Source organism: Pseudoalteromonas sp. A601 (assembly GCF_002165575.1).
In the GTDB taxonomy this organism is placed as follows: Bacteria; Pseudomonadota; Gammaproteobacteria; order Enterobacterales; family Alteromonadaceae; genus Pseudoalteromonas.
The window spans coordinates 1-15,630 of record NZ_MXQF01000026.1; the positions used below are offsets into that span (position 1 = coordinate 1).

The window sequence follows — 15,630 nt, forward strand, 5'->3', positions numbered from 1 at the left end:
GCATTATAGGGAGAACAGATTTTTACGCAAGTGTTTTTTAAAGAAAACTTAAAATAAAGTGCTGTTCGCTTGATTTACGACCGAAACACCTTAAAACCGCTAGTTTAGTAGTCAATTCACTTCCTCTCTGGCCATTTTATAAGCTCTACTGCTATCATCAACTTTAATTGCTTTCATTTTATTAGGTGTTCTATGACTATCCGTTCTTATAAAGGAGTTACTCCTACTTTTAACCAATCTGTCTATATAGATGAATCAGCAGTATTGGTCGGTGATATCACATTGGGTGACCACAGCAGTGTTTGGCCATTGGTCGCGGCTCGGGGAGATGTAAACTATATCCGCATTGGTGAGCGTACCAATATACAAGATGGCAGCGTGTTGCATTTAACTCGCTCAGGTAAAAGCAACCCAAATGGTTACCCTCTCCTTATTGGCGACGATGTTACGGTTGGCCATAAAGTAATGTTACACGGGTGTCGTTTAGGCAATCGTATCTTAGTTGGTATGGGTGCTATTGTTATGGATAATGCTATTGTCGAAGATGATGTAATTATAGGTGGTGGCTCCCTAGTGCCGCCTAATAAACGTTTAGAATCAGGCTACCTTTATGTTGGTAGCCCTGTTAAACAAGCTCGCCCTTTAACAGAGCAAGAACTTAGCTTTTTAAAAATCTCTGCAAATAACTATGTTGAGCTAAAAGACGAATACCTAGCAGAAGATTAAATTAACGCCTTTATTTCAATTTGTCCCGCTGAGTTATACTCTTCATCTTCGATGAGTTGCTCAGCAAGTTCTTCATAATCAAAACGCAGTGATTCAAAATGTTGTTTAGCCGCTGTCATATCTGAGATTAATAAGCTTTGCGTATTCACAATGCACTCAACCATGAGTCCACTAACTTGCGCATAAAAGGTTAATAGCTGAGTTTGCTCATCAAATTCGGCTCTATCTATAAATTGAATAGCTTGATTCATTTAAACTCCCCTGCTTTTAATGCACTAACTACGGGTAATATCTCTGGCATTTTATTGCGCCATACATAAAACGCTTGTGCGGCTTGGCCAACTAACATACCACTGCCATCTAAAACTGAAATATCGGGTTTATTATCTTGCGCCCACTGCATGAATAAAGTGTTTTTAAGCGAATAGAACATATCATAAGCGCAATTACAGCCACTAAGGTGCTTTTTATCAAGCGCAGGTAGCTCACCCAGCATGCTGCTAGATGTTGAGTTTACAATTAGCGAGTAATCACTTACTGGTAAATCATCAAAACCATAACCTTTTATTTCGCCATATTGTGCAAATAATTCAGCAAGCGCTTTTGCTTTTTCGCTAGTGCGATTAACGATAATAATTTCACTAGGCTGTTGAGCTAAAAGCGGTAACACCACGCCACGGGCAGCACCACCAGCACCAACTAACAGTATTCGCTTATCCTTCATAGCAACTTTGTTTGCTAGTAAGTCATTTACAAATCCTACACCATCGGTGTTGTCACCGAGTAAGCGACCATCATCAAGTAATTTAATGGTATTTACTGCACCAACGATTTTTGCAAGTTCTGTACGCTCATCGACCAGCTCATAGGCTTGTTCTTTAAATGGCATAGTGACATTAGCTCCGAGCCCACCTTGAGCAAAAAAGTCTCTCACTGATTTTTTAAAGCCGTCAATCGGTGCTAATATTGCGCGGTAGTCAATTTGCTCGCCTAATGAGGTTGCAAATTGCGTATGTATAGCGGGTGATTTTGAGTGTTCGATTGGGTTTCCAAAAACCGCATATTTGTCCATATTCAAGCAACCTCTTTGCACAGTAAATACTGTTAATTAACGATGATAAAATTATGATTAAACGACTTTTCTCAAAATCGAAACAAGCAGAGCCACAACAAGCTCCCTCGCCAGAAAAAACACCTTACCAGATGATGGGCGGTGAAAAAGGAGCACGTGCTCTGTCTGATAGATTCTACGACATAATGGCGAGCGATGAATACGCCAAACCGTTATATGATATGCATCCTCAACCATTAGACCGTATACGCCAAGTTTTTTTTGAATTTTTGTCCGGTTGGTTAGGCGGCCCAGACTTGTTTGCAGAAAAGTACGGCCACCCAATGCTACGAAAACGCCATATGCCGTTCCCTATTGATCAGGACTTACGCGATCAATGGATGCATTGCATGAACAAAGCGTTAAATGCAGAAATTGATAATCCATTACTGCGTGAAGGGCTACGGAAATCTCTAGCACAACTTGCAAGCCATATGATTAATCAACACTAAAATAAATTATAGCAACTTTAACCTTTTAAGTTTGCGCTACATCAAAGCCCATTGCTTTTAAATAAAGATAATAATGTAATCTTGTTTAACAGAGCATATCGCGCGTGAAATCCATTCAACATAAAATTTATGCACTACTTGCGCTCACTGGGGCGCTTGTTTTGTCTGCTAGTCTTTTTAGTAGTTCCAATCAGCAACATTCTCTCGCGCAAGATACTATTGAAAGTAATATAAAATTGCTTGCTGATAATTATTTTGACTCTATCAATACCATGATGCTCACTGGCACAATGGCTAATCGTGATATTTTAGGAAGTAAATTGCGTAGCCACCCTAATATTGAAGATGCGCATATAATTCGCAGCCCTATTGTGACAAAAGCATTCGGGCCTGGGAGTCAAAATCAGGCTCCAGTCACCTCTGCGGAACATTCAGCATTAACAGGCAAAGAAGCTCTATTTATTGAGCAACACAAAGGCACTCGTTTCATGACTTACTTAAAGCCAATGTTTGCACGCAGCGACTACAAAGGCACCAATTGCTTAGGATGTCATCAAGCAAAAGAAGGTGATGTGTTAGGCGTTGTTAAAATTAGCTATTCACTAGATGATATTGATGAAAAGGTCACTCGAAACACTCTAATTAACACGCTGTTACTCTCCACCTTGTTTTTAATTGCATTCGTATTATTAGGTTTGTTATTTAGAAAGATATTCATTAAAAGACTTAAAAAAATGAATCATGTTATTCATTTAGCCACCAGCAATAATGATTTGAGTTTAACTATTGATGACAACAATAATGATGAACTTAGCTCTTTAGCCGGTAGCTTTAATCAGATGATAGGGGCATTTAAAGAAAATATTGCTCAAGTATCTCACTCATCGAAAGTACTAATTCATTGTGCAGAATCAATTTATGCATCTGCAGATGCAACAGAACACGCAATTTTAAATCAAAAACAAGGGACTGATTCGGTCGCGGCTGCGATAAATGAACTTGAAAGCTCATCAAATGAGGTAAAAAATACAACACATTTCGCCTCTGAAAAATCACAAAGCAGTAACTCACTCGCACAAGAGAGTTTACAAGTAGCAACATATACCGAGCAGAGTATTAATCAACTTGCCGAAGATGTACGCAGTGCGGCTGCGCAAGTAAGTCAATTACAAGCACAAACCATAGAAGTAGGAAATGTACTAGAGGTGATCAGTAGCATTGCTGAGCAAACTAACTTACTGGCACTTAATGCAGCAATCGAAGCTGCACGTGCAGGCGATACTGGTAGAGGGTTTGCTGTAGTGGCAGATGAGGTACGTACTTTAGCAACTCGTACACACGCTTCAACAGATGAAATTCGCCAAACAATTAATAAGCTGCAAGCTGAAGCGGCAAATACAGTCACAATGATGAGCAGTTCTTGTGAGGAAGCTGATGAACGGGCATTGCAGGTTAAAAATGTCGCCCAAGCTCTACAGGAAATATCTTCGCAGATGAACGAAATCAATCAGCTGAATGTTCAAATCGCCAATGCCACCGAGCAACAAAACTTGGCTGCCGAAGAAATTAATCAAAGCGTAGTGGCGATTAGCGATAATGCTGAATGTTCGTTAGTTGATGCTAAAGATAATCAAAAAGTCAGCGAAGAGTTATTATCACTCGCTCGATCTTTAGACGAGAAAGTACGTTCCTTCAAACTGACTAAGTAAACCTTCATAAAAATGGCGCTAATGTATTAGCGCCTTATGCCTAAATCGCTTTTAACTCCAACGACGCTCACATATTGAAGTGGCTTGGGTATAATTTGGCTCTACAGTTGCCAGTCTCGAGCAACTAACTGATCGTGTTGCGTATCTAACCAGTTTTGTGGACGCAAGTAATATTGATATAAATTCGCTTCAGCGCTATCCGGCTCGGGGCTATAATTATATTCCCAACGGGCTAAAGGTGGCATCGACATTAAAATAGATTCAGTCCTGCCTCCTGTTTGCAAGCCAAACAAGGTTCCTCTGTCCCAAACAAGGTTAAACTCAACATAACGACCTCGACGATACAATTGAAAATCACGCTGTTGTTGGGTGTATTCGTCATTTTTACGACGTTCAATAATCGGTAAATAAGCATTGAGAAAACCATTACCGACGGCTTGCATAAACTCAAAGCTCTTTTCAAACCCTTGCTCGTTCAGATCATCAAAGAATAAACCGCCCACACCCCGAGTTTCATTGCGATGCTTAATATAAAAATACTCATCACACCATTTTTTATAGTTCGGATAAACCTCATCACCAAACGGCGCACAGAGATCACTGGCAACTTGATGCCAATGCTTAACATCGTCAAACACAGGATAAAATGGAGTTAAGTCAAACCCACCACCAAACCACCAAATAGGTTGTTCGCCTTCTTTTTCTGCGATGAAAAAGCGTACATTGGCGTGGCTCGTAGGAATATGTGGGTTTTTAGGATGAATAACTAATGACACACCACAAGCGTGAAAACTGCGACCAGCAAGCTCAGGGCGATGCGCTGTCGCAGATGCTGGCATAGAAGCGCCAAAAACATGCGAGTAGTTAACACCGCCTTGTTCAATAACGTGACCATCACGAATAACACGAGTGCGGCCACCGCCGCCTTCAGCTCGCTGCCAGCTATCTTCAACAAACTTGGCGCTACCATCAGCTTGTTCTAAGCCTTGGCAAATGCTGTCTTGCAATGCCATTAAATAGGTTTTTACTTGTTCGAGTAGGTTACTGTGCATTGCTTATCCTCTAAATACTTTGCCTGTCATTACATCTTTAATGGTACTAGGTTGTGTGTTGCCGCCCAGTGGTTCATCGACATAAAATGCAACCTGCTCAGCAAACTCACTTTTAGCCATAACTATACTGGTGACCGTGTCTTGTCCAGATAAGTTAGCACTGGTTGAAACTAAAGGCTTACCTAGCTCTTGGCACAAGCGTTTTACTGTTGGGTGATTGGTTACACGTACAGCAATAGTGTCGAACTGACCCGTTAACCATTTAGGTGTATTTTTAGCTGCTGGCATAACCCAGGTAATCGCACCGGGCCAGCTAGAGAAAATATCAGCACGTTTATCCATTGGAATTTTTACATCATCAACATATTTTAATAATTGACCATAATTATCAGCAATTAAAATAAGCCCTTTTTCGACTGGACGATGTTTAATTGCTAATAAGCTTGCTACGGCTTGTTGGTTATCTGGGTCGCAACCTAAACCAAATACAGCTTCAGTTGGATAAACAATTACACCACCTTGCTTTAATGCATCAACAGCAGTTAAAGGTGAAGGGATTGGATCTGTCACACAAATCTCCAAATACAATAAAAGTTAAGCGTCTACTCGCTGACAGTGATTTTATGCGAGCAACTTTTCTGTGGGCATTGTAACACAACGCTGTTAGTCATTTGCTTTTGCATCATCACTGGCCACTGACACTCGGGGCAAGTATGTTCAATAGGTTTAAAATTAAGGGTATATTTACAGCTTGGGTAGCTATCGCAGGAATAAAATGTTTTGCCAAATTTATTACTGCGCGCAACTAACTGCCCTTTATTGCATTTAGGGCAAGTGGGTAACATTTCTTCATCTGGCTCTTTTTCATCGTGCACAATATAATGGCACTGAGGGTAACCAGTACAGCCAATAAACATGCCATAACGCCCATTCTTAACCACCAGCGGATTTCCACATTCAGGACACGGGCTGTCATCAAGTACTTTAATTTGTTGAGTATCGTGCTGTGCTAAGGGCCGAATAAAATCACACTTGGGGTAACTTGCACAACCGAGAAAAGGTCCACTTTTACTGTTACGGATCACTAGCTCAGAACCGCATTGAGGGCAAATTTCGTATTCTTTTTCGAGGGCATGCTGGTTAGCAGAGAAAAGCGAATGATCTATTTTACTCATGTGATTCCAAAGCGATTGGCTAATTTTCGCCTAATATACCCAAACTAATTAAAGATACAAGTTAATGTAATACCTCTGCTGGCTCGTCAAAAATAAGATCTTCCATTTGCGAATAAGCAAGCTCAGAGCCTGGCACATTAAAGAGCACCATCAACACAACCCATTTTAAGTCATCAAGACCAATATAAGATTTGTCTAGCGCGGATAATCGATCCATTACCATTTCTCGAGTTACATTATTGATAACCCCAATTTGCTCTACGAACATTAAAAAGCCTCGACACTCGGTACTAAGCATCTGACATTCACTATCGGTAAAAATTCGTACGGCATGATGCGGGTAGGCATTTAAATAGGGCACTTCGTCACTATGTTGCAAGTCAGCCAATTGCTCAAGCCAATCAAGGGCTTTGAATATTTCGGGTTTATTAAAGCCTGCACGCAATAACTCGTCAGTAAGCTCATTTTGCTCAACAAAAATTTCAGCTTCGCTGTGGATATAATTTTCAAACAAATACATAAGAATATCGAACATATTATGTTGCTCCTAACTTGATATAGCCGTCTAAGACTCGCTCCACTTTATCGTCTAATTCAAGATCGAGTAAACGGGTCTGTACTTTGTCAATCGGCAACTCACAGCGCCGAGCAATTACATCTACAGGTGTTACTTCAAAACCTACACTTTTGAGCACTGCACATTCGGGCTCATTTTCAATCGGCTCTTCTATATTATATAGACTGTTTTGACCAAAAAAGCTCACCTCCTCTAAAATATCACTGACATTTTCGACTAATTTAGCCCCCTGCTTTATTAAAAAATGACTCGCTTGTGATAATGGATTTTTAATAGAGCCAGGTACAGCAAACACCTCTTTATTTTGCTCAAGTGCATAGCGCACGGTAATTAATGAGCCACTTTTAATCTCGGCTTCAACAATCAGCACGCCTAACGATAGCCCCGAAATAATTCTATTTCGCCTTGGAAAGTTATTAGAGTTAGCCGCCGTCCCTGGTAAAAACTCACTAACTAGCACACCATTTTTTAATACTTGATCAGTTAATAGTTTATGGCGTTTTGGGTAATAAATATCAACCCCGGTGCCAAGTACTGCAATTGTTTTACCTGTACTTGATAATGCCCCTTTATGAGCAGCACCATCTATGCCCAATGCCAAGCCGGAGGTAACTGTTAAACCGGCTTCACATAACTGGTGGGCAAATTGCGCAGCTATCTCAAGGCCTATAGGGGTTGCATTTCGACTGCCCACAATGGCTATTTGCGGACTCAACAGTAAATCACAATTACCACGACAAAACAGTAATAGTGGGGCGCTGGCAATTTCTTTTAATAATGGCGGGTAACGTGAATCAAAATAGCTTATAGCTTGGATGTCGGCTTGATTAATTAGGGTTTCGTAGTGCTTAACTTGCGTCCAATTGGTAGCCACTATATTAGTGGCAACTTGCTGATTCAAACCTAATGCAAGTAATTGCTCATGTGATAACGTAAATAAATCTGCTAAGGGTAACTTTTGGACCAATGCCAATAAGGTTTTAACCCCCAACCCTTTGCATAAATAAAAGGCAAGCCAATGTGTTAACTTACCATATGACTGTTCCATGCTCTCTCCTTAGAGCACTCAAACCTGTATTAATTTATAACTGCAAAATCACCGACGCGGATTGGGTGCTGATTTTTTACGATTAAGGCATAGCTAACGTTGTCATATACTTTAAACACCATTAACTCACCTACTTTTTCTTTTGGCATATGCCAAACTGTAGCATCTTCATCTGCTTCTACACCAAAAAACTCACTAGTTTTTGTGATCAGCTTTTCCAAACTATTTGAGTCTTCTTTATATCTTGGTCCGTTACGACCGTCAAATACGGTTGGAGATTGACGCTCTATATCTAATATATGGCCAGCTTTAATTTGCTGCTCAGTACCTAAGTTTAGCACTACAATATCCATAGTGCTAAATTCTCGCAATTCATTTACTGCGGCAATAATGTTACCTGTAACAGGCTGCTCAGGACGCTGCATCGTAAAAAATGCAGGCAGTGCTTGCCCTTCCATTGCTGGTAATAAAAAATCCGTTGGTCTGATTTCTTGCTTTACACTTTCAATTCTAACCGATGCCGGTACAGCATTTTCTACATCACCACCACGAAATGCCCTACCAATCCCTACCAATACTGATTTATAAGCCAATACTTCATCACTATCTATGTCAGTATAAGCCTCTCCTTTTCGGTAAATGGCATAGCTTTCGTGTTGTTTTAAGTTCCCTTTAACATACACAATATGCCCTTTTGTATTCATTTTAGTATTTTCGTTCGCACCTAAAATGTATGGCTTATCTGCAATATTATCACCACTAATTGCTCGTTCATAAGTTAAATACGGTCTTAATAATTCTAATGGTAGCGTCGGTATTGCGTTTTTACCTTTAGGGGTTATACGGCCCTGCGGAGAAAGCTTTTTATAGCCACTATTAATAACCAATCGCGGATTTCCGTGCTCATCATATATTAAAGAAAGTGCATCACCGGGATAAATGAGGTGTGGGTTATTAATTTGTGGGTTCATTTGCCAAAGCTCTGGCCATAGCCAAGGTTCGCTCAAATAAATAGCAGAAATATCCCACAAAGTGTCACCCTTTTTTACAACATATTGTTTAGGCGCATCTTTTTTTATAGATAGAACGTCCGCATAAGACGAAAAAGCAGTGCTTAATGTAAGCAATGCAGCTAAAAATGGGTATTTCATTTGGCTTCCTTGTGGTGTTTTTTCATTATTATTAACCAAAACCTGTTAAAGGTGAACGCGAATGGCTAAAATAAGAGCATACAATACCCTATATTATGCACAAGTGAAAAGGTTACTATGGCTAGGTTAGAAGTTTTAAGATTTCCAGATGAGCGTTTACGTACAATAGCAAAAGACGTTGCACAAGTTGACGACCAAGTTCGCCAAATTGTCAAAGACATGCTGGAAACGATGTATGACGAAAACGGCATCGGACTAGCAGCAACACAAGTTGATATTCATCAACGTATTGTGGTGATCGATGTATCAGAAGAGCGCAACGAACCATTGGTTTTAATTAACCCTGTTATTACCAAGCAAGATGGTGCAACAGAGAGTGAAGAAGGTTGTTTATCTGTACCACACTCTTACGCAAAAGTAGATCGCGCAGAGACCGTAACAGTTAACGCACTCAATGAGCACGGTGAAGAATTTAGCTTGGATGCTGACGAGCTGTTAGCTATATGTATTCAGCATGAGCTTGATCACCTTAAAGGCAAATTGTTTATTGATTACTTATCACCATTAAAGCGCCAACGTATTCGTAAAAAGCTTGAAAAAGAAGCTAAATTTGCAGCACAGTAATAAGCACCTTAGGAAAACTCAGTGACAAAACCACTACGCATTATTTTTGCTGGTACGCCGGACTTTGCTGCGCGCCATTTACAAGCTCTTATTGATTCTGAACATCAAATTGTTGGTGTCTATAGTCAACCAGATCGTCCTGCCGGACGCGGTAAAAAACTCAAAGCCAGTGAAGTAAAAGAGCTTGCTTTAGCCAATGACTTACCTGTATTTCAGCCTGCATCATTAAAAAGTGATGATGCATTAAGTGAATTAAGCAGCTTAAATGCAGATATCATGATCGTCGTTGCTTACGGACTATTACTACCAAAAGCAATTTTAGCGGCGCCACGCCTTGGCTGTTTAAATGTGCATGGTTCAATTTTACCACGCTGGCGTGGTGCAGCGCCGATCCAGCGCGCTATTTGGGCAGGCGACGATGAAACTGGCGTCACCATAATGCAAATGGACGAAGGCTTAGATACCGGTGATATGCTGCACATTAGCCGTTGCCCTATTGATGCTGCTGAAACCAGTGCCAGTTTATATACTAAACTGGCTGAGTTAGGGCCAACCGCACTTATCGAGACGATAGCAAAGTTAGCTAATGACGAAATAACCCCACAAGTACAAGATGACGAACTAGCAAATTACGCTAAAAAACTATCAAAAGACGAAGCTAATATTGATTGGACAATGGACGCTGCACAAATTGAGCGTAATATTCGTGCCTTCAACCCTTGGCCAGTGTGTTTTACTAAAATGGGCGAGAACACAGTAAAGATTTATCAAGCCGATGTGGTTGAGCAACAAGGTACGCCGGGCACTATTTTAAACAGTGACAAACACGGTATTGTAGTCGCTTGTGGCACACACGCGCTAAAAATAACCCAATTACAGCCACAAGGTAAAAAACCAATGGCTGTTACAGACTTTTTAAACGGTCGCAGTGACTGGGTTACTCCAGGCAGCGTCTTAGGCGAAAATAATGAGTAATGTTCCAAACGTACGTGCGCTTGCCGCAGAAACTTTATATAACGTTGTAGATAAGGGCGCATCTCTAAACCAAGAGCTCCCTTTTGCAAGCCAAGGCTTATCGCCTAAAGATAAAGCCTTATTGCAACAAATTTGCTATGGCGTGTTACGTTATCTGCCGAGTTTAGAGAATTATTGCCAGCATTTAGTGGAGCAACCGCTAAAAGGTAAGCGCCGTATATTCCAGTTTTTGTTGTATGTGGGCATTTACCAACTACAACATATGCGGGTTCCACCACATGCCGCAATTAGCGAAACAGTGAATGCTTTAGCACAACTTCGAGCTCTTGGTTTAAAAGGCCTGATCAACGCTATTTTACGTAGTTTTCAACGCCAACAGAGTGAGCTTGAAGAAAAAGCCAAGCAAATTCCGGTGTGTTTATACAACCACCCAAACTGGTTTATCAAGCAAGTAAAAGAAGCCTACCCTGAACAATGGGAACAAATTTTAGAGGCCAACCAGCTGCAAGCTCCTATGTGGTTGCGTGTTAATCAAGCGCAGTACAGTACCACTCAATACAGTGAGATGCTCAGCGCAAATGATATTGAGCACACAGTAAACCCAGATTTTGTAGATGGAATTAAACTTGATAAGCCGCGCGATGTATTCTCACTGCCTGAATTTGATACTGGTGCCTGTTCAGTACAAGATGCGGCAGCTCAATTAGCTGCACGTTTATTAGATCCAAAAGATGATGAACATATACTTGATGCCTGTGCAGCGCCTGGCGGTAAAACCTGCCATATTTTAGAGCTCGCCGACGCCGATGTACTAGCCCTTGATAGCGATGCAACACGCCTTGAACGCGTAAAGCAAAACTTAACCCGTATCGGTTTAGGTGCAGACTTACAATGTGCGGACGCATCACAGCCACATACATGGTGGGATGAGCAACAATTTGACCGTATTTTATTAGATGTACCCTGCTCTGCGACCGGCGTTATCCGTCGTCATCCAGATATAAAATGGCTACGTCGTGCGTCAGATATTAACGACTTGGCTTCGCTACAAGGTGATATTTTAGATAGTATCTGGCCATTATTAAAACCAGGTGGCACATTAATTTACGCAACCTGCTCAGTATTACCACTAGAGAATCAACAGCAAGTTGCTAAGTTTTTAGCAAATAACACAGATGTTGAGCATATACCTTTGCATGATAACGACACCGCCACAAACCCTGGATTACAATTACTACCAGGCGAAAGTGATGGGTTTTATTATGCCAAGCTTGTAAAAAAACAGTCATAAGATAAATAATGAAAATAATCATACTCGGCGCCGGGCAAGTAGGCGGCACACTCGCTGAAAACTTAGTCGGTGAACAAAACGAAATAACGGTTGTTGATATAGATGGCAACCGCTTACGTGAGTTACAAGACAAGTACGACCTACAAGGTGTTACTGGCCACAGCGCACATCCCGATGTATTACGCAGGGCTGGCGCCGAAGACGCCGATATGATCATTGCAGTAACCAGCTCAGACGAAGTAAATATGGTTGCCTGCCAAGTGGCTTACAGTATTTTTAATACGCCCACTAAAATTGCCCGCATTCGTTCTGAGCAATACCTTAAGTACCGTGAAAAGCTATTCCAAAACGACGATTTACCCGTTGATCACTATATTGCGCCGGAGCAATTGGTGACTAAATATATTCGCCGTTTAATCGATTACCCCGGCGCATTACAGGTATTACAGTTTGGCGATGGCATGCTGTCATTAGTAGCTGTAAAGGCGTATTATGGCGGTTTACTCGTTGGTTATGCACTTTCAGCTCTCAAAGAACACATTCCCAACGTTGAGACACGCGTAGCGGCTATTTACCGCCAAGGTAAAGCCATAAAGCCATTAGGCACCACAGTGATTGAAGCTGACGATGAGGTATTCTTCCTTGCCGCAACTAAACACATCCGTGCAGTAATGAACGAACTGCAAAAGCTTGAGCGCTCATACAAAAAAATTATGATCGCAGGTGGTGGTAACATTGGTGCAGGACTTGCCCGCTCGCTGGAAAAAAACCACAGTGTAAAACTGCTTGAACGCAGTAAAGAACGCGCCGAGCAGTTATCTGAACTACTCGACAACACCGTGGTATTTTGTGGTGACGCTTCAGATCAAGAGCTCCTCTCTGAAGAGCACATTGAACAGGTTGATGTATTTATCGCTGTAACAAACGATGATGAAGCAAACATAATGTCTGCCATGTTAGCAAAGCGCATGGGGGCACAAAAAACCATGGTGCTAATACAGCGTGGCGCTTACGTTGATTTAGTACAAGGTGGCGAAATAGACATTGCGATATCGCCGCAGCAAGCCACAATTTCAGCATTGCTTACCCATGTACGCCGTGGTGACATTGTTAATGTTTATTCACTGCGTAAAGGTGCAGCTGAGGCTATTGAAGCGGTAGCCCATGGCGACGAACACACGTCAAAAGTTGTTGGTCGTGCAATTGCAGACATAAAACTCCCCGCAGGTACCACCATTGGCGCCATTGTACGAAACGACGATGTACTCATCGCCCACGACGATACCATCATCCATTCTGGCGACCACGTCATTATGTTCTTAATCGACAAGAAACATATCACTGTCGTTGAAAAGCTATTCCAAGTTAGCGCCATTTTCTTATAAACATTCTTTGCCTTTTGTGCATCGGCCAAAAGGCAAATAAAAATCAATCTCAAACTCATTTACTTAATCAGCTAAATCTATTACCCTTCTTGTGCCTTATTTTTAAACGGGCTTTTCTTATATGGATAACTAATTCCATATCATCAATCTATAAAAATGGACTTCTTCAGATGTTACACTCTGTATTAAAAACACCACTCTCCCTTACTTACTGCAGCGTCATTGGTATTTTATTTTCAACGCTCTCTCAATCAATTGCAGCAAAAGCACATAATGATATTGAGAAACTAACCGTTGTCGGCGAAAAGCACAGCGGCTATAAAGTTGACTCCATGAACTCTGCAACAGGCCTTGATTTATCTCATTTAAAAACGCCGCAATCTGTTGTTGCTGTAACAAGTGAGTTTATGGCTGACCAACAACTTACAAGCACTATTGACGCCATAACCAGCGTAACAGGCATTAACGCTAGGGAAGCTGATAATGGTAAGTTTTCTATATCAGCTCGCGGCATTAGTGTGACCAGTATTTTATATGACGGTATTGCCACCACTTATGATACTCGCTTTAACTATGGCGATAACCTAACTGATACGGCTATTTATGAACGGGTAGAGATTGTACGTGGCGCGACAGGCTTAATGCTAGGTGCAGGTAATCCATCTGCAGCAATTAACTTAATACGAAAGCGCCCTACTGCAACTCAGCAGATCAATATTTCAGCCTCTGTAGGCTCATGGCAAAATTATCGCGGGGTTGTTGATGCATCGAGTAGCTTAAATAATAGTGAAACAGTCCGTGCTCGTGCAGTTATTGCATACCAAGATCAGCACTCATATCAAGATAGGTTTTCTCAAGATAAAACAACCCTATACGGTATTGTTGAAGCTGATTTAACCGATAATACACTGCTAACAGTTGCTATTGATAACCAAAAAACCACGCCTAAAGGGACTATGTCTGGCGGTTTACCTATTTTTTATAGCGATGGTTCGCGTACTAACTATGATAGAGAAACATCAACAGCACCTAGCTGGTCTTCTTCAACAACAAATGCGCTAAATAGCTTTATTCGTATTGATCATGACTTTAATGCTAACTGGCAGCTTAGTGCTAGCTATATATATGGTAACAACGATTTAGAATACGATGTATTTTGGGCGACGGGCCACCCTGACGCGCAGACAAATATAGGTATGACACCAGGTTCATTAAACTTTATCGATGCCAAGAGAATTCAGCGCACCTATGAGATAGAGCTTACCGGCAGATTTAACTGGTTAGAACAAAGTCACCAAATCATGTTTGGTTACAATAGCCAAGAGCAAGATTTTGCAACGCCCTACTTCCCAGGGCAAGAAGACGCAAAAATCATCGGTGACTTTACAGCCCCGAACTATGACTACCCACAACCAACTTGGCAAACTGCAGCCGCATATGGCTCTTATGGCACAACAGAACAAAGTGCTTTGTACTTTGCTTCACAACTTAATTTAACAAATTCATTCTCATTGATTTTAGGCAGCCGGTTAAATCAGTGGCAAACCGATCAAGATAACTTTGGCAGCAAACATGATTATGAATTAGATAACGAGCTAACCAATTATTTAGGTGCTACTTTTAGTTTGGCAGATAATTGGGCGCTTTATGCTAATTACACTGACATATTTACCCCGCAAAGTCGGGTCGACAAACATGGTAATTACCTTGATCCCATTCAAGGTCAAAACTATGAGGTTGGTATCAAAGCCTCATTGATAGACGAGCGTTTAGATATCGCATTATCAGGGTTTGAAATTCATCAAGACAATGTAGGTGAATACACCGGTGAAACTATTCCTGATACTCTTCAAGCAATTTACCAACCTATCGATGGTACAGTCACCCAAGGTTTTGAGTTTGAACTTAATGGCGCCTTGAATGACGAGTGGGATGGCTACTTTGGTTACACTTACAGCGAAGGTGAAACGCCTGAAGGTGATATTCTCAATACCACCAACCCAAAAAACCAATTTAAGTTATTCACGACTTACAAATTAAACAACATTGTAGAAGATTTGAAAATTGGTGCGGGTTATCGTTGGCAAAGCCGTAGTTATGACGAGGTAAAAAATCCTGTATACGGTCAAGTTGAAGTGGAGCAATCAAGTTATGGAGTTGCAAGCCTTATGAGCAGTTATCAAATTAACTCGCAAATGTCCGTTAGTGTAAACATCGATAATTTATTTGATAAAACTTATTACAACCAAATCGGATTTTATAATCAATACCGTTATGGCAGCCCACGTAAGTTTTCACTGCAATTTAATTATAATCTGTAAACATAAAAAACAGCTTTACCTATTTTATAAGGT

General features: G+C 41.0%; 16 protein-coding genes. 8 read left to right on the forward strand and 8 right to left on the reverse strand.

The features are described 5' to 3' along the window. Nucleotides 1-192 precede the first annotated feature (192 nt). Nucleotides 193-726: a gamma carbonic anhydrase family protein gene (locus B5G52_RS17120; protein ID WP_087533867.1), complete on the forward strand. Its 534-nt coding sequence runs from the start codon at nt 193-195 to the stop codon at nt 724-726. On the opposite strand, the gene B5G52_RS17125 is transcribed toward B5G52_RS17120, so the two are convergent. Both B5G52_RS17125 and aroE read right to left on the reverse strand, forming a co-directional pair. Next, nucleotides 723-977 carry a DUF1488 domain-containing protein gene (locus B5G52_RS17125; RefSeq protein ID WP_087533868.1) on the reverse strand — a complete coding sequence of 85 codons (255 nt, stop codon included), beginning with the start codon at nt 975-977 and terminating at the stop codon, nt 723-725. The genes B5G52_RS17120 and B5G52_RS17125 overlap by 4 nt on opposite strands. Next, the gene (gene aroE / locus B5G52_RS17130) at nt 974-1,798 is read right to left on the reverse strand and encodes a shikimate dehydrogenase (protein WP_087533869.1); all 825 of its coding nucleotides are present in this window, start codon (nt 1,796-1,798) and stop codon (nt 974-976) included. Before aroE ends, B5G52_RS17125 begins: the two co-directional genes overlap by 4 nt. Nucleotides 1,799-1,851: 53 nt before the next feature. Here aroE and B5G52_RS17135 point away from each other — a divergent pair, with 53 nt between their 5' ends. Beyond that, nucleotides 1,852-2,289 (forward strand): group II truncated hemoglobin, encoded by a 438-nt coding sequence (locus B5G52_RS17135; protein ID WP_087533870.1) that lies wholly within the window; start codon nt 1,852-1,854, stop codon nt 2,287-2,289. Between the two features lie 104 nt (nt 2,290-2,393). Continuing rightward, entirely contained in the window at nt 2,394-3,998 is a 1,605-nt protein-coding gene (locus B5G52_RS17140) for a methyl-accepting chemotaxis protein (RefSeq protein WP_087533871.1), read from the forward strand. A 101-nt stretch (nt 3,999-4,099) separates the two neighbouring features. On the opposite strand, the gene hemF is transcribed toward B5G52_RS17140, so the two are convergent. The 6 genes from hemF to B5G52_RS17170 all read right to left on the reverse strand — a co-directional run bounded on the left by hemF (nt 4,100) and on the right by B5G52_RS17170 (nt 9,001). Beyond that, on the reverse strand, nt 4,100-5,050 hold the full coding sequence (hemF, locus tag B5G52_RS17145; protein ID WP_087533872.1) for an oxygen-dependent coproporphyrinogen oxidase: 951 nt from the start codon (nt 5,048-5,050) through the stop codon (nt 4,100-4,102). Nucleotides 5,051-5,053: 3 nt separating this feature from the next. Then, nucleotides 5,054-5,620, reverse strand: a complete 567-nt coding sequence (locus B5G52_RS17150; RefSeq protein WP_087533873.1) for an L-threonylcarbamoyladenylate synthase — start codon at nt 5,618-5,620, stop codon at nt 5,054-5,056. A 32-nt stretch (nt 5,621-5,652) separates the two neighbouring features. Further along, on the reverse strand, nt 5,653-6,225 hold the full coding sequence (locus B5G52_RS17155) for a type I DNA topoisomerase (RefSeq protein ID WP_087533874.1): 573 nt from the start codon (nt 6,223-6,225) through the stop codon (nt 5,653-5,655). A 61-nt stretch (nt 6,226-6,286) separates the two neighbouring features. After that, nucleotides 6,287-6,760 (reverse strand): DUF494 family protein, encoded by a 474-nt coding sequence (locus tag B5G52_RS17160; RefSeq protein WP_087533875.1) that lies wholly within the window; start codon nt 6,758-6,760, stop codon nt 6,287-6,289. 1 nt (nt 6,761) lies between these two features. After that, nucleotides 6,762-7,850, reverse strand: coding sequence for a DNA-processing protein DprA (dprA, locus tag B5G52_RS17165; RefSeq protein ID WP_087533876.1), 1,089 nt, complete (start codon nt 7,848-7,850; stop codon nt 6,762-6,764). 29 nt (nt 7,851-7,879) lie between these two features. Then, nucleotides 7,880-9,001 (reverse strand): LysM peptidoglycan-binding domain-containing protein, encoded by a 1,122-nt coding sequence (locus B5G52_RS17170; RefSeq protein WP_087533877.1) that lies wholly within the window; start codon nt 8,999-9,001, stop codon nt 7,880-7,882. A gap of 117 nt (nt 9,002-9,118) precedes the next feature. Here B5G52_RS17170 and def point away from each other — a divergent pair, with 117 nt between their 5' ends. The 5 genes from def (at nt 9,119) to B5G52_RS17195 (ending at nt 15,597) form a co-directional block, all read left to right on the forward strand. Continuing rightward, nucleotides 9,119-9,625 carry a peptide deformylase gene (gene def, locus B5G52_RS17175; protein ID WP_087533878.1) on the forward strand — a complete coding sequence of 169 codons (507 nt, stop codon included), beginning with the start codon at nt 9,119-9,121 and terminating at the stop codon, nt 9,623-9,625. Nucleotides 9,626-9,646: 21 nt separating this feature from the next. Next, on the forward strand, nt 9,647-10,600 hold the full coding sequence (gene fmt / locus B5G52_RS17180) for a methionyl-tRNA formyltransferase (protein WP_087533879.1): 954 nt from the start codon (nt 9,647-9,649) through the stop codon (nt 10,598-10,600). Next, nucleotides 10,593-11,891: a 16S rRNA (cytosine(967)-C(5))-methyltransferase RsmB gene (rsmB, locus tag B5G52_RS17185; protein WP_087533880.1), complete on the forward strand. Its 1,299-nt coding sequence runs from the start codon at nt 10,593-10,595 to the stop codon at nt 11,889-11,891. Before fmt ends, rsmB begins: the two co-directional genes overlap by 8 nt. 8 nt (nt 11,892-11,899) lie before the next feature. After that, the gene (gene trkA, locus B5G52_RS17190; protein WP_087533881.1) at nt 11,900-13,276 is read left to right on the forward strand and encodes a Trk system potassium transporter TrkA; all 1,377 of its coding nucleotides are present in this window, start codon (nt 11,900-11,902) and stop codon (nt 13,274-13,276) included. A gap of 170 nt (nt 13,277-13,446) precedes the next feature. After that, the gene (locus B5G52_RS17195) at nt 13,447-15,597 is read left to right on the forward strand and encodes a TonB-dependent siderophore receptor (RefSeq protein ID WP_254911238.1); all 2,151 of its coding nucleotides are present in this window, start codon (nt 13,447-13,449) and stop codon (nt 15,595-15,597) included. Nucleotides 15,598-15,630: the final 33 nt, after the last annotated feature.